Annotated in this window: 21 protein-coding genes; 16 read left to right on the top strand and 5 right to left on the bottom strand. The window is 71.1% G+C overall.

Features of this window, described 5'->3' with window-relative positions; genetic code table 11:
* Positions 1-80: 80 nt before the first annotated feature.
* The 15 genes from nifE (at position 81) to J2S22_RS20025 (ending at position 12,665) form a co-directional block, all read left to right on the top strand.
* Positions 81-1,760 (top strand): nitrogenase iron-molybdenum cofactor biosynthesis protein NifE, encoded by a 1,680-nt coding sequence (gene nifE, locus J2S22_RS19955; protein WP_272779251.1) that lies wholly within the window; start codon positions 81-83, stop codon positions 1,758-1,760.
* Between the two features lies 1 nt (position 1,761).
* Entirely contained in the window at positions 1,762-3,159 is a 1,398-nt protein-coding gene (gene nifN / locus J2S22_RS19960; protein WP_272779250.1) for a nitrogenase iron-molybdenum cofactor biosynthesis protein NifN, read from the top strand.
* Positions 3,128-3,616, top strand: coding sequence for a nitrogen fixation protein NifX (gene nifX / locus J2S22_RS19965; RefSeq protein WP_272779249.1), 489 nt, complete (start codon positions 3,128-3,130; stop codon positions 3,614-3,616). The genes nifN and nifX overlap by 32 nt, the downstream gene beginning before the upstream one ends.
* A 16-nt stretch (positions 3,617-3,632) precedes the next feature.
* Positions 3,633-4,115, top strand: coding sequence for a NifX-associated nitrogen fixation protein (locus J2S22_RS19970; protein WP_272779248.1), 483 nt, complete (start codon positions 3,633-3,635; stop codon positions 4,113-4,115).
* 45 nt (positions 4,116-4,160) lie between these two features.
* Complete coding sequence (fdxB, locus tag J2S22_RS19975; protein WP_272779247.1) at positions 4,161-4,463, top strand: ferredoxin III, nif-specific; 303 nt, start codon at positions 4,161-4,163, stop codon at positions 4,461-4,463.
* A 2-nt stretch (positions 4,464-4,465) separates the two neighbouring features.
* Positions 4,466-5,164 (top strand): nitrogen fixation protein NifQ, encoded by a 699-nt coding sequence (locus tag J2S22_RS19980; RefSeq protein WP_272779246.1) that lies wholly within the window; start codon positions 4,466-4,468, stop codon positions 5,162-5,164.
* A gap of 449 nt (positions 5,165-5,613) precedes the next feature.
* Positions 5,614-5,934, top strand: a complete 321-nt coding sequence (locus tag J2S22_RS19985; protein ID WP_272779245.1) for a HesB/IscA family protein — start codon at positions 5,614-5,616, stop codon at positions 5,932-5,934.
* Positions 5,935-5,945: 11 nt separating this feature from the next.
* On the top strand, positions 5,946-6,230 hold the full coding sequence (locus J2S22_RS19990) for a NifU family protein (RefSeq protein WP_272779244.1): 285 nt from the start codon (positions 5,946-5,948) through the stop codon (positions 6,228-6,230).
* A 24-nt stretch (positions 6,231-6,254) separates the two neighbouring features.
* Complete coding sequence (locus J2S22_RS19995; protein WP_272779243.1) at positions 6,255-7,421, top strand: aminotransferase class V-fold PLP-dependent enzyme; 1,167 nt, start codon at positions 6,255-6,257, stop codon at positions 7,419-7,421.
* A gap of 54 nt (positions 7,422-7,475) precedes the next feature.
* Positions 7,476-8,666, top strand: a complete 1,191-nt coding sequence (nifV, locus tag J2S22_RS20000; RefSeq protein ID WP_272779242.1) for a homocitrate synthase — start codon at positions 7,476-7,478, stop codon at positions 8,664-8,666.
* On the top strand, positions 8,663-9,016 hold the full coding sequence (nifW, locus tag J2S22_RS20005) for a nitrogenase stabilizing/protective protein NifW (RefSeq protein WP_272779241.1): 354 nt from the start codon (positions 8,663-8,665) through the stop codon (positions 9,014-9,016). The genes nifV and nifW overlap by 4 nt, the downstream gene beginning before the upstream one ends.
* Before the next feature lie 32 nt (positions 9,017-9,048).
* Positions 9,049-9,894, top strand: a complete 846-nt coding sequence (locus J2S22_RS20010) for an electron transfer flavoprotein subunit beta/FixA family protein (RefSeq protein ID WP_272779240.1) — start codon at positions 9,049-9,051, stop codon at positions 9,892-9,894.
* 16 nt (positions 9,895-9,910) lie between these two features.
* Positions 9,911-11,017 (top strand): electron transfer flavoprotein subunit alpha/FixB family protein, encoded by a 1,107-nt coding sequence (locus tag J2S22_RS20015; RefSeq protein ID WP_272779239.1) that lies wholly within the window; start codon positions 9,911-9,913, stop codon positions 11,015-11,017.
* Positions 11,018-11,030: 13 nt separating this feature from the next.
* Entirely contained in the window at positions 11,031-12,335 is a 1,305-nt protein-coding gene (locus J2S22_RS20020; protein ID WP_272779238.1) for an FAD-dependent oxidoreductase, read from the top strand.
* Between the two features lie 33 nt (positions 12,336-12,368).
* Positions 12,369-12,665, top strand: coding sequence for a ferredoxin family protein (locus J2S22_RS20025; protein ID WP_272779237.1), 297 nt, complete (start codon positions 12,369-12,371; stop codon positions 12,663-12,665).
* 10 nt (positions 12,666-12,675) lie between these two features.
* On the opposite strand, the gene J2S22_RS20030 is transcribed toward J2S22_RS20025, so the two are convergent.
* The 3 genes from J2S22_RS20030 to J2S22_RS20040 are packed head-to-tail and all read right to left on the bottom strand — an operon-like array spanning position 12,676 to position 15,505.
* The gene (locus J2S22_RS20030; protein WP_272779236.1) at positions 12,676-13,656 is read right to left on the bottom strand and encodes a tetratricopeptide repeat protein; all 981 of its coding nucleotides are present in this window, start codon (positions 13,654-13,656) and stop codon (positions 12,676-12,678) included.
* Positions 13,657-13,714: 58 nt separating this feature from the next.
* Positions 13,715-14,674, bottom strand: coding sequence for an ADP-ribosyl-[dinitrogen reductase] hydrolase (gene draG, locus J2S22_RS20035; protein WP_272779235.1), 960 nt, complete (start codon positions 14,672-14,674; stop codon positions 13,715-13,717).
* Between the two features lie 9 nt (positions 14,675-14,683).
* On the bottom strand, positions 14,684-15,505 hold the full coding sequence (locus J2S22_RS20040) for an NAD(+)--dinitrogen-reductase ADP-D-ribosyltransferase (RefSeq protein WP_272779234.1): 822 nt from the start codon (positions 15,503-15,505) through the stop codon (positions 14,684-14,686).
* A 586-nt stretch (positions 15,506-16,091) separates the two neighbouring features.
* Between J2S22_RS20040 and J2S22_RS20045 the strand changes: the two genes are divergently transcribed.
* Positions 16,092-16,301 (top strand): cold-shock protein, encoded by a 210-nt coding sequence (locus J2S22_RS20045; RefSeq protein ID WP_111357322.1) that lies wholly within the window; start codon positions 16,092-16,094, stop codon positions 16,299-16,301.
* Between the two features lie 245 nt (positions 16,302-16,546).
* Here the strand turns inward: J2S22_RS20045 and J2S22_RS20050 are convergent, their stop codons facing one another.
* Complete coding sequence (locus tag J2S22_RS20050) at positions 16,547-16,933, bottom strand: hypothetical protein (protein ID WP_272779233.1); 387 nt, start codon at positions 16,931-16,933, stop codon at positions 16,547-16,549.
* A gap of 97 nt (positions 16,934-17,030) precedes the next feature.
* A complete protein-coding gene (infA, locus tag J2S22_RS20055) occupies positions 17,031-17,309 on the bottom strand; it encodes a translation initiation factor IF-1 (protein ID WP_111421577.1) in 279 nt (92 codons plus the stop codon).
* Positions 17,310-17,325: the final 16 nt, after the last annotated feature.

The raw sequence follows: 17,325 nt of genomic DNA on the forward strand, positions 1-17,325 counted from the left end.
CGACCTCTCCCCGCGTGCGGGGAGAGGTGAAACTCCACCGCGGCGACGGCCGCGGCGGCTCACTCCGGGAGGTGAGACGGATGCTGAAGGACAAGGTCAAGGCGCTGTTCGAGGAACCGGCCTGCGGGAAGAACCAGGCCAAGTCCGAGAAGGACCGCAAGGCGGGCTGCTCCAAGCCGCTGACCCCCGGGGCCGCCGCCGGCGGCTGTGCCTTCGACGGGGCGAAGATCGCCCTGCAGCCCGTCACCGACGCGGCGCATCTGGTCCACGGCCCGCTCGCCTGCGAGGGCAACTCCTGGGACAACCGCGGCTCCGGCTCGTCGGGCTCGGATCTGTGGCGCCGCTCCTTCACCACCGACCTCACCGAGCTCGACATCGTCACCGGCACGGGCGAGAAGAAGCTGTACAAGGCGGTCCGCGAGATCACCCAGCGGTTCTCGCCGGCCGCCGTCTTCGTCTACTCCACCTGCGTCACGGCGCTGATCGGCGACGACATCGACGCGGTGTGCCGGCACGCGAGCGCCAAGTACGGCGTGCCGGTGATCCCGGTGAACGGCGCCGGCTTCGTCGGCTCCAAGAATCTCGGAAACAAGATCGCCGGCCAGGCGCTGCTCGACCACGTCATCGGAACGGTCGAGCCCGACGACGCCGGCCCGACCGACGTTGTCATCCTGGGCGAGTTCAACCTGGCCGGCGAGTTCTGGCAGGTGAAGCCGCTGCTCGACCGGCTCGGCATCCGCATCCGCGCCTGCGTGCCGGGCGACGCCCGCTACGCCGAGATCGCGAGCGCCCACACGGCGCGCGTCACCATGGTGGTATGCTCCACGGCGCTGGTCGGCCTCGCCCGCCAGATGCAGGAGCGCTGGGGAATCCCGTATTTCGAGGGCTCGTTCTACGGCGTGCTCGACACGTCAGAGTCGCTGCGCCAGATGGCGAAGCTGCTGGTCGCCCGCGGCGCGCCCGCCGACCTGATCGCGCGCACCGAGGCGCTGGTGACCGAGGAGGAGGCGCGCGCCTTCGCCCGGCTCGAGCCGTACAAGGCGCGGCTCGCCGGCAAGCGCGTGCTGCTCAACACCGGCGGCGTCAAGTCGTGGTCGGTGGTCGCCGCGCTGATGGAGGTCGGCATGGACATCGTCGGCACCTCGGTGAAGAAGTCCACCGCCGAGGACCGCGAGCGCATCAAGATCCTGATGCGGGAAGACCCGCACATGTTCGAGTCGATGGCGCCGCGCGACCTCTACAGGATGCTGGCCGACGGCGAGGCCGACATCATGCTCTCGGGCGGCCGCACCCAGTTCATCGCGCTCAAGGCCAGGACTCCCTGGCTCGACATCAACCAGGAGCGCGTCCACCCCTATGCCGGCTACGACGGCATGGTCGAGCTGGTGAAGCAGATCGACCTCGCACTGCGCAATCCCGTGTGGGCCCAGGTGCGCATCTCGGCGCCGTGGGACGACGAGGGGAATCCGATCGAGACCGTGGTGGGTTTCCCCGCGACGGACGCCCTTTCACCTCTCCCCGCCGGGGAGAGGTCGCGCGCGCAGCACGGGGGAGAGGTGTCGGAGGTCGGCGCCACTGCGTCCGTCATCCCGATCGATCGCGCCGCCGCTTCGGCCGCCTCCGAGCCCGACGACTCCTTCGCGGCGCGGCACCGCAAGAAGTTCGCCGAGAGCCGGGTGGAGAGCTCCGATCCGGACTATCTCGCGCGGCACCGCAAGAAGTTCAGGAACACCGACGCCGACGACATGGGGGAGTGCTGACATGGCCGTGGTCACGGCGACCCAGAAGGCCGCCAGCGTCAACCCGCTGAAGTCGTCGCAGCCGCTCGGCGCCGCGCTCGCCTTTCTCGGCGTCGCCGAGGCGATGCCGCTGTTCCACGGCAGCCAGGGCTGCACGTCGTTCGCGCTCGTCCTGTTCGTGCGCCACTTCAAGGAGACGATCCCGCTCCAGACCACCGCCATGGACGAGGTGGCGACCATCCTGGGCGGCGCCGACCATCTCGAGGAGGCGCTGCTCAACCTCAAGAACCGCACCCGGCCGAAGCTGATCGGCGTCTGCACCACCGCGCTGGTCGAGACCCGCGGCGAGGACTTCTGGGGCGACATCACGCTGATCAAGCAGAAGCGGGCGCAGGAGCTCGCCGGCACCGACGTGCTGCTCGTCCACACGCCCGAATTCGAGGGGGCGATCGAGGAGGGCTACGGCAAGGCCGTGGCGGCGCTGGTCGACGGGCTGGTGCAGCCGGCCGCCGGCACCGATGCGGCGGACCGGTCCGCCAGCAAGGTCGCGATCCTTCCGGGCTGGCACCACACGGTCGCCGACATCGACCTCATCCGCGACACGGTCGAGAGCTTCGGGCTCGAGCCGGTGATCGTGCCGGACATCTCCGGCTCGCTCGACGGCACCGTGCCGGGCCGCTGGATCCCGACCACCTATGGCGGCACGCCCGTGGAGGCGATCCGCGGGCTCGGCGACGCCGCCCACTGCATCGCGATCGGCCGGCACGTCCGCAAGGCGGCCGAGCGGCTGTCGGCGATCGGCGGCGTGCCGTTCACGGTGTTCGACACGCTCGGCTCGCTGGAGGCGGCCGACCGCTTCGTCGCGCTGCTGGCGACGATCTCCGGCCGGCCCGTGCCGGCGAAGCTGCGGCGCGGCCGCAGCCGTCTGCAGGACGCGATGCTCGACGGCCACTTCCATTTCGGCGGCAGGCGCGTCGCGATCGCGGCCGAGCCCGACCACCTCTATCAGCTCGCGACCTTCTTCGGCGGCATGGGGGCCGAGGTCGTCGCCGCCGTCACGACGACGGGCCACTCGTCCATTCTCGAAGCCGTGCCGGTCGAGACCGTCACGGTCGGCGATCTCGACGACTTCGAGACGCTCGCCGGTCAGGCCGGCTGCGACCTCCTCGTCACCCACAGCCACGGCCGCCAGGCCTCCGAGCGGCTCGGCGTGCCGCTCATGCGGGTCGGCTTTCCGATCTTCGACCGGCTCGGCAGCCAGCACCGCCGCACCATCCTGTACGACGGCGTTCGCGACCAGATCATCGAGGCCGCGAACATCTTCCAGGCGCATCAGCGCCTTCACACACCGGAGAGTCTCGACCCGTTCCGGGATCGTGGAGAGACCCATGACGGCCATTCGCAAGTTGCGCATCATTGATCAGGACGAGTCCGCGCCGACCGCCCCCACCGCCGCCGTGCGGGTGGCGATCGCGACCCAGGACCGCAAGAGCCTCAACGCCCATTTCGGCTCGGCCCGCTGCTTCACGGTCTACGACGTGACGGCGCAGGGCTGGACGCATGTCGAGACGATCACCTGCGACACCGTCTCGGACGAGCAGGGCCAGCACCAGACCGACGGCGAGGACCGCATCACGCCGAAGGTGAAGGCGCTCGAGGGGTGCCATCTGCTGTTCTGCATCGCCATCGGCGGGCCGTCGGCCGCCAAGGTGGTGGCGGCGAAGATCCACCCGATCAAGATGCCGGCCCAGCCGATCGACGCGGTGCTGGAGCGCACCCGCGTGATGCTGAACGGCGCCCCGCCGCCCTGGCTGCGCAAGGTGCTGGCGAGCGCCGGCGTCGCCGGCGAGAAACCGTCCTTCGTCGACGACGAGTGAGCCCGGAGCCCGGACCATGACCGACACCACCACCGCCCGCGACCCGGCGGTCGCCGACCTCGAGGCGCTGGCGACGCCGTTCCTGCAGTGCCTGGTCCGGCTGATCCGGGCGCAGGACAGCTATGGCGCCTGGGACGGCAAGTCCGACGCCCAGCTCCTCGCCGACTACGTCGTCACCAAGGAGCAGCGCCGCGCGCTGCCGATCATGGGCGATCCCGACCCGGACATCCTGTGGCGGATCGAGCAGTTCTACGCCGCCATCGGCCTGTCGGTCGAGCAGGGGACGGGGCTCGTCGCCAGCCCGATGATGAAGATGCATCACGAGGGCTTCGGCCGCATGATTCTCACCACCGGCCGGCTGGTGGTGCTGACCAAGCATCTGCGCGACGTGCACCGCTTCGGCTTCGACAGCCTCGCCGGGCTCGCCGCCGAGGGCACCAAGCAGGTCGCCGCCTGCACGGCCGTCATCGACAAGTATCCGGAGGTCGCGCGCGCCTGAGCGCCCGCCGACCCGCAGCGGCGCGCCGCCGCGCAGGAGACAGCCATGTTCACGACCCGCGATGGATCGCCCTGGGAGCCCGCCTATCTCACCGCGATCGACGGCAGCAAGTGCATCGGCTGCGGCCGCTGCTTCAAGGTCTGCGCCCGCGACGTGATGCACCTGATGGGCGTCAACGACGACGACGAGCTGGTCGCCTGCTCGGGGGACGACGAGGACGAGGAGTTCGTCCGCAAGGTGATGGTGCTGCACCAGGCCGGCAACTGCATCGGCTGCGGGGCGTGCTCCCGGGTGTGCCCGAAGGCCTGCCAGACCCACGTCCCAGCCGGCGCGCTCGCGGCGGCCTGACCATGGCACCCGCGCTCTCGCCGGGGCTCGCCGGACCGGTTCCGCCCGGCTTCTGCCGCGACGCCGCGTGCAGCGCCCGCAGCGCTGCGGCGATCTATCGCGGCCTCACCGGCTGGTGGCCGGCCGAGGTCAGCATCCACGCCGACGACGACTTCGATACCCACGTGTTCGCCTCGCTGATCGCGGTCGCCGCATCCGAGGGCGGGGCCGTCCACCTGCGGCTCGGCCTGTCGGCGGCGGAGCTGCGGCAGCTGCTGGACCGGCGCTTTCCCGGCGCCGCCGTGCTGCTGCGGCCCGACGAGGGCGAGGCGGTGCCGCACGACGAGGAGGTCGCCATGGTGCACGACCTCCTGCTCGCCTATGCGAGCGACGAGACCGAGGACAGCCGCCGGCTCGCCGCCATGATCGCCCGCCGCGCCGTCGAGCCGAACCATCTGTGGGAGGATCTCGGCCTGCGGAACCGGGGCGAGCTGACCCGGCTCATGGAGCGGCACTTCGGCGCGCTGGCGGCGAAGAACGTCCGCAACATGCGCTGGAAGCGGTTCTTCTACCGCACCATGTGCGAGACCGACGGCTTCGTCATGTGCGCGACGCCGGTGTGCTCCGCCTGCCCGGACTTCGACGCCTGCTTCGGCGAGGAGACCGGCGAGAGCCGCCTCGCCCGCGCCCGCCGCGACGCCGGGGCGCCGACGCTGTCGTGATCATCCAAAGCAGACTCGCGCCGTCGTCCTGAGGTGCCCGGCAAAGCCGGGCCTCGACGGACGCCGGGCACGGTTCGGGCCGTCGCCCTTCGAGGCTCGACCTGCGGTCGAGCACCTTGTATCAGCGCGAACCGTTACAATGATGCCGTTCCGTGAGGAATGACCCGGCCCGGGTGGCCACCCGGGCCGGGTCGCCGATCGTCGGATCGTTTGCACCTCAGGGTGACGGTCGTGGCGCGCTGCGCCTCCCCGTTCGGGCGAACCATAGGGCTTGCGACAAACCCGACATGCACGGTCCGGAGGGCGTGTCGGCTTTGCGACGGCGACCGCCGGCGAGATCCCGTCTCTTCCTGAAGCCTCCTGATTCATCGGCACTTCTTCGCGCCGCGACGGGCTGGCACGGCAGTTGCTGATCGGTCGTGACGGATCCTGAAAGGAGAGCCCCCACGATGATCACCTTGTCGACCGAAGCCGCCGCTGCCGTGAAGACCGCGATGTCGCGCGCCGGCAAGCCCGACGCGGGGCTGCGGGTGATGATCGAGACCGGCGGCTGCGCCGGCAACAAGTACATGATCGGCCTCGACGCCGAGCCGCGTCCCGACGACGCCGTGATCGAGTCGGGCGGCGTCAGGCTGTTCGTCGACCCGCAGTCGCAGCCGCTCGTCGCCGGCCTCACCATCGGCTTCACCGAGACGCTCGCCGGCAAGGGCTTCACGTTCGAGAACCCGAACGCCGCCTCGAGCTGCTCGTGCGGCAAGTCGTTCGGCTGAGGAGAGACACGATGCACGCCACCCCCGCCGCCGACACCGCGCCGTCCGCGCTGACGCCCGCCGCCGCGGCGGCGCTGCGCGACAACCTGATCGCCCAGGCGGTCGCCGAGCTGCGCCCCAATCTGCAGAAGCACGGCGGCGACTGCGAGCTGGTGAAGATCGAGGGCTCGACCGTCCACGTGAAGCTCACCGGCGCCTGCGTCGGCTGCGTCCTCGCCTCGGTGACGATCCAGGGCGTGCAGGGCCGGCTGATGGCGAAGCTCGGCTTCCCGATCCGCGTCGTCCCGGCCGCGTAGGCGAGACGAGAGAGAGCCGCCCCGATGACCTCCGTCTATCTCGACAACAACGCCACCACGCGGGTCGACATCCGCGTGGCCGAGGCGATGCTGCCGACCCTGACGGAGGTCTTCGGCAATCCGTCCTCGCTGCACGCCTTCGGGGCCGTCGCCAAGGCGGCCGTCGCCGCGGCGCGCGAAGACGTGCGGGCGCTGATCGGCGCCGCCCATGCCGACGAGATCGTGTTCACCTCGGGCGGCACCGAGAGCGACGCGCTGGCGATCCTGGGCGCGCTCGGCAGCGCGACGTCGGGTCGCACCGAGATCGTGATCAGCGTGGTCGAGCACCCGGCCGTCCGCCGGCTCTGCCAATCGCTCCAGAAGACCCGCGGTCTGGTGCTGCACGAGATCCCGGTCGACGGCCACGGCCGCCTCGATCGCGCCGCCTACGCGGCGGCGCTGTCGGCACGCACCGCGCTCGTCTCGATCATGTGGGCCAACAACGAGACCGGCACGGTGTTTCCGGTCGCGGATCTCGCCGCCGCGGCGAAGACCGCCGGCGCGCTGTTCCACACCGACGCCGTGCAGGCGGTCGGCCGGCTGCCCGTCGGGGTGGCCGAAAGGATGATTGATCTTCTCTCGCTGTCCGGACACAAGCTCCACGCGCCGAAAGGCGTGGGCGCGCTCTATGTCCGCCGCGGGGTCAGGCTCGCGGCGCAGACGAGCGGCGGTTCGCAGGAGCGCGGGCGGCGCGCCGGCACGGAGAACGTGCCCGGCATCGTCGCGCTCGGCGCCGCCTGTGCGCTCGCGGCCGAACGGATCGCATCCGACACCCCCCGGATCGCGGCGTTGCGCGACACTCTGGAGACGGGGCTTCTCGCCCGCGTCGCCGGAGCGCGCGTGCTCGGGGATTCCGAGAGCCGCGTCGCCAACACGACGAGCATCGCTTTCGCCGCGGTCGAGAGCGAGGCGGTCGTGCGCCTGCTCGACCGGCACGGCATCGCCGTGTCGTCGGGCTCCGCCTGCGCGGCCGGCTCCGTCGAGCCGTCGCACGTGGTGCGGGCGATGGGCGTGCCCGAGGACTTCGCCCGCGGCGTCGTGCGGTTCTCGCTGTCGCGCGAGACCACCGCGGCCGAGATCGATCGCGTGCTCGCGGTCGTTCCGGCCGTGATCGGCGAGCTGCGGGCCGACCGGTTCGAGCCGGCGGCCTGAGCCGGCCGATCGCGCCGGATGCTGATCGAGCGGATGCTTGAGGAGACCACGAGGATGATCCGACCCGTCGCCGAGACGACGACGCGAGAGACCCCTGCGCCCCGCGTCGTCCTGAACGACACGACGCTGCGCGACGGCGAGCAGGCGCCCGGCGTCGCCTTCACGGCCGACGAGAAGGTGGCGATCGCCCGCGCGCTCGCCGAGGCCGGCGTCACCGAGGTCGAGGCCGGCACCCCGGCGATGGGGACGCAGGAGATCGCGGCGATCCGCGCCGTCGTCGAGGCGCGGCTGCCGCTCACCGCCATCGCCTGGTGCCGCATGCGACGCGAGGACGTCGACGCGGCGCGGGCCGCCGGCGTCTCGATGGTCAACGTCTCGCTGCCGGTCTCCGACGTGCAGATCGCCGCCAAGATCAAGGGCGGCCGCGCCGCCGGTCTCGCCATGCTGGCCGACGTGGTTGGCTACGCCCGCAGCCACGGCCTCGAGGTCGCGGTCGGCGGCGAGGACTCGTCGCGGGCCGACGTGGCGTTCCTGGCCGAGGTGGTGGCGGCGGCGAAGGTCGCCGGCGCCCGCCGCTTCCGCATCGCCGACACGCTGAGCGTCCTCGATCCCTTCACCACGCGGGCCCTGGTCGCCGCGGTGCGGGCCGCGACCGATCTGGAGATCGAGTTCCACGGCCACGACGATCTCGGGCTCGCCACCGCCAACACGCTCGCCGCCGTGCAGGCGGGCGCCACCCATGCGTCCGTCACCGTGATGGGGCTCGGCGAGCGCGCCGGCAACGCCCCGCTGGAGGAGGTCGCGGTGGCGCTGAAGCAGCTGCACGGGCGCGAGACCGGGGTCGCCTTCGAGCGGCTCGGCGACGTCGCCGCCGTGGTGGCGGCCGCCGCGGCGCGGCCGATCCCGGTCGACAAGGCGATCGTCGGCGATCACATCTTCACCCACGAGTCCGGCATCCATGTCGACGGGCTCCTGAAGGACCATCGCACCTACCAGGCGCTCGACCCGGGCCTGCTCGGCCGCGCCCATCGCATCACCATCGGCAAGCATTCCGGCCTCGCGGCGATCGCCATGTCGCTCGCCGAGCTGCGGCTGCCGGCCGAGGAGAGCGAGCTCGCCGCCATCCTGGCGCGGGTGCGCGAGCGGGCCGTGCGGGTCAAGGGACCGGTGGGCGAGGAGGCGCTGCGCGCCATCTGGCGCGAGGTGCGGGATCCGATCCGGCGTGTCGAGGAGGCGCTGCAATGAGCTCGTGCGGGAATCACGGTCACGTCGTCGCGCCGGACGCGCTGGCGAGGCTGAAGGCGGCCGGCTCGGCCGAGGAGTTCTTCCAGATCCTCGGCGTCGCCTACGACCCGCAGGTCGTCAACGTCGCGCGCCTGCACATCCTCAAGCGGATGGGCGAGTATCTCGGCGGCGACGAGCTCGACGGCATTCCCGAGCCGATCGCCGTGGCGCGCTGCCAGAGCGTGCTGAGCCGCGCCTACGAGGAGTTCGTCGCCTCCTCGCCGCTGGAGCAGCGCGTCTTCAAGGTGCTGAAGGAGGCGGTCGAGCCCAAGGCGCCGAAGAACTTCGTGCCCTTCGACGACCTCAAGTGAGCCGAACCGAGCCAGGAGCCAGCGAGGCCGCCATGCACATCGTCGTCTGCATCAAGCAGGTCCCGGACTCGGCGCAGATCCGCGTCCATCCGGTCACCAACACCATCATGCGGCAGGGCGTGCCGACCATCATCAACCCCTACGACCTGTTCGCGGTCGAGGAGGCGCTGCGCCTGCGCGACCAGCACGGCGGCACCGTGACGATCCTCACCATGGGCCCGCCCATGGCCGAGGAATCGCTGCGCAAGGCGCTGACCTTCGGGGCCGACCGCGCCGTGCTGCTGACCGACCGCTTCTTCGCCGGCTCCGACACGCTGGCGACCAGCTACGCGCTGGCCTCGGCCATCGCCAGGATCGGCGAGACCTTCGAGCCGGTCGACATCGTCTTCACCGGCAAGCAGACCATCGACGGCGACACCGCCCAGGTCGGCCCCGGCATCGCCAAGCGGCTCGGCCTCGCCCAGCTCACCTACGTCTCGCGGGTCGCCGCGGTCGATCTCGTCGGCCGCGCGATCGAGGTGGACCGTCGCGCCGAGGGCGGCGTGCAGGCGCTGCGCACCAGGCTGCCCTGCCTGATCACCATGCTGGAGGGCACCAACGACATCCGCCGCGGCTCGCTGCCCGACGCGCTGCGCGCGGCCCGCGCCGAGATCGTGGTGTGGAGCGCCAAGGACGCCGGCATCGCCGACGTCGGCAAGTGCGGCCTGCGCGGCTCGCCGACCGTGGTGAAGCGCGTCTTCGCGCCGAGCCCGCGCGCCGAGAAGGCCGCCATGGTCGAGGCGGGCGGGCCGGAGGCGGCCGACGCGCTGATCGAGGCGATCTTCGCCCAGCGTCCGCGCCTCGAAGCCGATCTCGCCACGCTCGTGCGCGGCTACTGAGACCCGGGAGACAGACATGGCCGAACCCGCAAAGCCCGCCGCGCCCGCCTCCGGCCGCGCCAACACCAAGAAGGAGCTGCCCGAGCGGTTCAGGAACCACAAGCACGTCTGGGTGTTCGTCGAGCAGGAGCGCGGCCAGGTCCACCCGGTCTCGTGGGAGCTGATGGGCGAGGGCCGCAAGCTCGCCGACAAGCTCGGCGTCGAGCTCGCCGGCGTCGTCATCGGCGCGCCCGGCGAGGCGACGCTGGCGGCCGCCCGCGAGGCCGCCTGCTACGGCGCCGACCTCGCCTACACGGTGACGCACGACATCCTGGCGGACTACCGCAACGAGCCGTACTCCAAGGCGCTGACCGATCTGGTCGAGACCTTCCAGCCCGAGATCCTTCTGCTCGGCGCGACGACGCTCGGCCGCGACCTCGCCGGCGCCGTGGCGACGACGCTGCTCACCGGTCTCACCGCCGACTGCACGGCGCTCGACGTCGACGCCGACGGCTCGCTCGCCGCCACCCGGCCGACCTTCGGCGGCTCGCTCCTGTGCACCATCTACACGCTGAACTTCCGGCCCCAGATGGCGACCGTGCGGCCGCGCGTGATGGCGATGCCCGAGCGGGTCGAGCGGCCGCTCGGCCGGCTCGTCGAGCACCCGCTGTCGATGGCCGAGGAGGACGTCGTAACCAAGGTGCTGCGCTACATCCCGGACCGCGACTCGGCGAAGTCGAACCTCGCCTATGCGGACGTGGTGGTCGCCGGCGGCCTCGGCCTCGGCTCGCCCGAGAACTTCCAGCTGATCACCCAGCTCGCCTCGGTGCTCGGCGCCGAGTACGGCTGCTCGCGCCCGCTGGTGCAGAAGGGCTGGCAGCCGGCGGAGCGCCAGATCGGCCAGACCGGCAAGACCATCCGGCCGAAGCTCTACATCGCGGCCGGCATCTCGGGCGCCATCCAGCATCGCGTCGGCGTCGAGGGCGCCGACCTGGTCGTCGCCATCAACACCGACAAGAACGCCCCGATCTTCGACTTCGCGCATATCGGCATCGTCACCGACGCCCTGCACCTGCTGCCGAGGCTGACCGAGGCCTTCCGCCGGCGGCTGTCGCCGCACATCCGCGACCGTATCGCGAGCTGAGAGAGGACGCGCCATGACCGAGAAGTTCGACGCGATCGTGGTGGGGGCCGGCATGGCCGGCAACGCCGCCGCCCTCACCATGGCGAAGCGCGGCCTCAAGGTGCTGCAGCTCGAGCGCGGCGAGTATGCCGGCTCGAAGAACGTGCAGGGGGCGATCCTCTACGCGGCGCAGGTGGAGAAGCTGATCCCCGAGTTCCGCGAGGACGCGCCGCTGGAGCGCCACCTCGTCGAGCAGCGCTTCTGGATGATGGACGACGCCTCGCACACCGGGCTGCACTACCGCTCGGAGGAGTTCAACGAGGAGCGGCCGAACCGCTACACCATCATCCGCTCGCAGTTCGACCGCTGGTTCTCCAAGCACGTCCAGCAGGCCGGCGCGATCGTGCTCACCGAGACGACGGCCGTGGAGCTCCTGCAGGATCCGCGCGGCCGGGTGATCGGCGTGCGCACCGACCGCGCCCAGGGCGACGTGCTCGCCGACGTGGTGATCCTGGCGGAGGGCGTCAACGGCCTGCTCGGCACCCGCGCGGGCCTGCGCGAGCGGCCGACCCGCGAGAACGTCGCGCTCGCCGTCAAGGAGATGCACTTCCTGCCGCGCGAGACCATCGAGGCGCGCTTCAACCTGAAGGGCGACGAGGGCGCCGTGATCGAGGCGGCCGGCACCATCTCGCGCGGCATGGCCGGGATGGGATTCATCTACACCAACCGCGAGAGCATCTCGATCGGCATCGGCTGCATCGTGTCGGATCTCGCCAAGACCGGGCACTCTCCCTACGAGCTGCTCGAGGCGTTCAAGCGGCATCCGTCGGTGGCGCCGCTGATCGAGGGCTCCGAGGTGAAGGAGTACGCCGCGCACCTCATCCCGGAGGGCGGCTACAAGGCGGTGCCGAAGCTGTGCGGCGACGGCTGGCTGGTCGCCGGCGACGCCGCGCAGCTCAACAACGCGATCCATCGCGAGGGCTCGAACCTGGCGCTCGCCTCCGGGCAGATGGCCGGCGAGACGGTCGCCGAGCTGAAGGGGCGGGGCCTCGAGCCCACCGCCAGGAACCTGGCCCTCTACCGGACCCGCATGATGGACTCGTTCGTCATGCAGGATCTGAAGAAGTACAAGGACATGCCGGCGCTGCTGCACGCCAGCGCGCAGAACTTCTTCCTCACCTATCCGCAGCTCGTGTCCAAGGCGATGCAGAACTTCGTGCGCGTCGACGGCACGCCGAAGATCGAGAAGGAGCGCCGCACGATGAAGTCCTTCTTCGCGGCGCGCTCGATCGGCGGGCTCGTGGGCGATGCTGTCCGCATGGCGCGGGCGTGGCGCTGATCGCGTGACGACAGACCCGAACGGGAGGAAGCGATGACCAAGGACGTCGAGGTCCGCGTCGAGGACAAGCTCTACCAGAACCGCTACCGGGTCGATTCCGGACGCTCGCACATCACCGTGACGCCGCACGAGACGCCGTCGGCCGAGCTGCTCGCCCTGGTGAAGCTCTGCCCGGCGCGCTGCTACGAGCTCAACGGCAAGGGCCAGGTCGAGGTCGCCCACGACGGCTGCATGGAGTGCGGCACCTGCCGGGTGCTCGCCGAGGGCCAGGGCGACATCACCTGGACCTATCCGCGCGGCGGCTACGGCGTCCTGTTCAAGTTCGGCTGAGGTCCCGGCCTCATCGCGTCGCCATGCGCTCGCGCAGTGTCGCGGCGCGGGCCGACAGCGCGGCGGCGTCCGCCGTCCGCCCTGTCGCGTCGCGCACATCGGCGAGGGCGTCGAGCGCATCCGCCAGAACCATGTCGCGGAGCCGTGCCGGTGCGGCCTGCTCGGCGAGCGCCACGGCGCGGGCCGCCAGCGGCTCCGCCTCGTCGGGGCGCGCCCGGACGCTGTCCAGCGTCGCCAGATGGACGAGGCTGAGGGCGACTCCCAGCGGGGACTTGCCGTCCGCATCCGCCTTTTCCGAGACGGCGAGGCGCCGGCGGGCGAACCGCTCGGCCTCCTCCGGCCCGCCGTTGGCGGCGTACAGATCGACCAGCCGCTGCAGCACGTGCACCACGATCGCGTTGTCCGGGCCCCACTGCGCGTCGGTGGCCGCGATCGCCTCGTGATAGAGCCCGGCCGCGGCGTCGACCCGGCCGGTCGCGGCGTAGACGTCGGCGAGGCCGCGGGCCGTCGCCGCGGCGAGGCGCGGCCGGTCTGCCGGAGGCATCCCGCCGACGATGCCGCGGGCGCGCACGAACAGCCGCTCGGCGTCCTCCCAGCGCGTCTGCTGGAGGTGAAGCAGCGCCAGCGTGGCGAGCGCGTCGGCGGTCTCGCGCGAGGCCGCGCCGTGATGCCGTTCGGTCGCGGCGAGCGCCGTCGTCAGCAGCGGCTCGGCCCGGTCGAGCCGCCCGGCGTCGCGGTGCAGCGTGCCGAGCGCCGACAGCGCGGCGGCGTAGCGCGGGCCGGTCTCGCCGTCCTGGGCGCGGGCGAGGGCGACGGCCCGCTCGGCGAGCGGCAGCGCCTCGTCGAAGCGCTGGGCGACGTGCAGCACCGTGACCCGCGTGGCGAGCGCGTCGAGCTCGGACGGCCGTGTCCGGGCATAGGCCACGGCCGCCAGCGCGGCCGCGGCGGCGATCAGGACACCGGCGACGGCGGTCGCTTTGGTTCGGCGCATCGTGCGGGCCTCCGTCTGGACGACTCCAGGCGTTGGAGGCTCGGGCCGGCCGCTCGGTTCACGTGCGTCGGAACGGCAGCGGCGTCGGCAGCTGCGGCGGTGCCGGCTCGCGCGGCGGGGCGGCCGCCTTCGCCCGCAGGGTCGCCGCGAGGCCGAGCAGCCGCGGCGTCTGGTTGCGGATCTCGATCGCGACCTCGCGGTCGAGGCGCTTGAGCCAGTGCGCCGGGATGGCGTCGACCCCGTAGGTGGCGCCGGCCAGCATGGCGACGATGGCGCCCGTGGTGTCGGCGTCGCCGCCCTGGTTGACCGTCTTCACGACGGCGTCGGCGAACGAGCCGGTGCCGAAATAGAAGTGCAGCACGGTCCGCAGGGTGTCGACCACATAGGCGGACGACTGCCCGGGCGAGCTGTCGAAGCGGAAGCCGCGATGCTCGGCGACGAGCGCGTCGGCGATGTCGCGCACCGCCTCCCTGGGCTCGCCGGCGAGCAGCCGGTGCAGCATCCGCACCAGCGCCAGCGCCGCCGCGTCGGAGAGCGGATGATGGTGCGTGGTGCGGCACTGGGCGACGCACCACTCGGCGGCGGCCGCGGGCGAGCCGAGCGTCGCCAGCGCCACCGGCAGGATACGCATGGTGGCGCCGTTGCCGGCGTCGCCGTCGAAGAACGGGCCCTGGACGCTGCCGTCGGTGATGAAGCGGCGGATGCCGCGCCGGCAGGTGTTGCCGACGTCGATCGGGCCGGAGCGCAGCCAGCGGGCGAACTCCTCGCACAGGTCCTGCAGGTCGAGCCCGTCCTTGCGCAGCAGCGAGCGGCCGACCGCCAGCGTCATCTCGGTGTCGTCGGTCACCTGGCCGGCGGCGAGCCGCAGCCAGCCGCCGCCGACGATGCGGTCGTGCACGCCGTAGCGCGTCGCGATCTCGCCCCGGGTCATGAACTCCACGGTGCCGCCCAGCGCGTCGCCGACGGCGAAGCCCAGGAAGGCGCCGAGTGCCCTCTCGTCCAGGGTCGGACCCTGCATGCCGCTGTCCTACACGTAGCTCGCCTTGACCCGGTAGTCGCCGCCGATCACCAGGTACTCGCCTTCGCCCTTGAGCGGATGGCCGGCCAGGAGCGTGTTGAAGAAGGCGATCTTCGTCGCCGGCACCCGGGCGGTCAGGATGATGTCGCCGAAGCAGTCGGCGACGTCGCGTTCCGACGTGAAGGAGGCGAGGTTGTTCATGCGCACCACGGCGTTGCGTCTGTCGGTCCGCTCGACGATCTGGTGCTCGTCGAAGTCGTTGACGCCGCGATAGAGCGTCACGTGGCTGTCGCCCGGCGCCACCATGGTGGCGAGCGCCCACTGGCAGAACTCGTAGACGAGGTCGAGCTGCGTGTAGATCGAGTTGTTGTGGAACCGGCTCGACATCTTCTCTTCGACATAGGTGGTCCAGCCGTCGCCGGTCGCACGGTCGATGATCTGCTTGTGGAAGGTCGGGAAGATGCCGAAGCGGCTCTCCACCCAGCCCTTCATCACGGCGCCTTCCGGGCTGTTGGAGTCGTAGCCCCAGCCCTTGATCAGGCGCAGGAAGGACGAGCGGTAGCGGCGCGGCGCCACGGCGCGGCCGTCGTGCACCGGCTCGCGCTGCTCGGGGTCGAGACCGAACATCGCCATCATGTAGCTGGCGAAGGCGATCCCGGCGTCCGGCAGGTCCGGAGCTTGCGACAGCATCTCGAACAGGCTCCGGTTCATCTCGCGCACGCCCGAGATCCGCAGCGGAACCGGGTGCTCGTTGTAGGCGCAGCTCGCCAGCAGATCGGTCGGCAGGCCCACCAGATTGGTCGAGTGTCCGACGGAACTGCGCCCCGGCATTCGCTGTCGTCCTTGCAAGTGTCGGGCCGCGGATACCGTGCGAGCGGTGCGGCGTGCGACGGGACCGTCGAGAAGAAGGATCGCGAGTGGACGACGGGCCGGCCGCCGGGGTGCGGGGCGCCGTCGCATGCTGCCTCATGGCGCAGGCGACGCACCGTCCGCGCTGATCTCCGTCAACTTCTGCGACAGGGGAGGAATTTCGGCACCGGCGCGCCGCCGGCGACAGGCTCGCGAGGCGGCGGCCGCGTGCCGCGATGCGGTGCATTCCGCGCGCGAGCCATAAAGGTATCTCTATGATCTATCGAAATGCGATATGTCTTTCGCGGCGAGCTGCTCCGCCCAATTCCGCGCCATGCCTAAACTGCGGGCGCGGCGAAAAAAATTTGCTGAACCGGCGGGCGACGGATTGTGCCCGTTTCAAGTCATGATAATCAGTTTGCATCGAAGTTTCGGCCGAACGACTTGGCCATGAATGCGGGCCCCGTCCTGCGTCTGACCGACGAGATCTGACTGAACATCGAGAAACCCGCTGCGGCCGGCTCGCCGTCCGCGGATCTAGACCTGCTCGTCAGTCGAAAGGACGTCCATGAGCACCGGCACCGTGAAATGGTTCAACGCGCAGAAGGGCTACGGCTTCATCCAGCCCGACGATGGCGGCAAGGATGTGTTCGTTCATATCAGCGCCGTCGAGCGCGCCGGGATGACCAATCTGCGTGAGGGCCAGAAGCTGTCGTACGAGCTCACCCAGGATCGCCGGACCGGCAAGAGTTCGGCCGACCAGCTTCGGGCCGTCTGAGCCAACGCCGTCCGAAAGCCCGCCTCGGCGGGCTTTCTCGTATGAGGGCATGCGGAACCGGGCCTATTGCGCGAAACGCGCAGAACCTAACGGCCGAATGATCGATCCGCGCCAATAAATCGCGATGCCGGCCGACGGTGTCGCCCCTGTTCGCGGCGCTGCCTCACGGCTGCGCCGATTTTTTTGGCGATGGGGGGAGGGGCCCCCGGCCCGGCCGTGACGGCCGGACCCGGCGGGCAGGTCGATCACGCCTTGGCGGCGGCCTTGCGGACGGGCGCGGTGCTGGCCGGCGCGGTCTTGGTCGCCGCGGCCCTGGCGGCTGCCGGCCGGGCGGCCGTCCGGGTCGCCGTGGGCTTGGCCGAAGCGGGCTTGGCCGACGCATCCTTGGCGGCTGCGGCCTTGTCCGGTTCCGGCGTCGCCGGCGGCTTCATCCGCCAGAGCTGGAAGCCGTCGTTGGCGATGGCCTTCTCGATCGCGGCCCGCGACAGACGGTGCGGCGGGTCGCGGTCGGGCCGCACCACGCCGGTGGAGTGCCAGGGGCCCAGTCGCTCGGGAAGCTTGCTGCCGGACGAATCGGCCGCGAAGGCCCGCAGCTCGGTCGTCGTTTCCGACTCGAACATGAACAGTCGCATGGGCTCTGCCTTTCTTCCCCCTCGGTGACGCCGCGAGGATGCGGCATGCGGCCACCCGGAGGCGGTCGCGGCCGCCGGTCGCCCGGCGGCCGACGGATCAGCGCCGGCGGAACTGCTGGCGCTGCGGCGGGCGGCGTGCGGGGCCGCCCGAGTTCGTTTCCTTGTGGCGGAAGATGATCCGGCCCTTCTCGAGATCATAGGGCGACATCTCGACGATCACGCGGTCGCCCGCCAGCGTCTTGATGCGGTTCTTCTTCATCTTGCCCGCCGTGTAGGCGATGATCTCGTGGCCCGTGTCGAGCGTCACGCGGTAGCGCGTGTCCGGCAGGATCTCGGTGACCAGTCCTTCGAATTCGATCAGCTCTTCTTTCGCCATGGCTGTGCTCCGCTAG

It is taken from the genome of Rhodoplanes tepidamans, assembly GCF_030813915.1.
Taxonomy (GTDB): domain Bacteria; phylum Pseudomonadota; class Alphaproteobacteria; order Rhizobiales; family Xanthobacteraceae; genus Rhodoplanes; species Rhodoplanes tepidamans.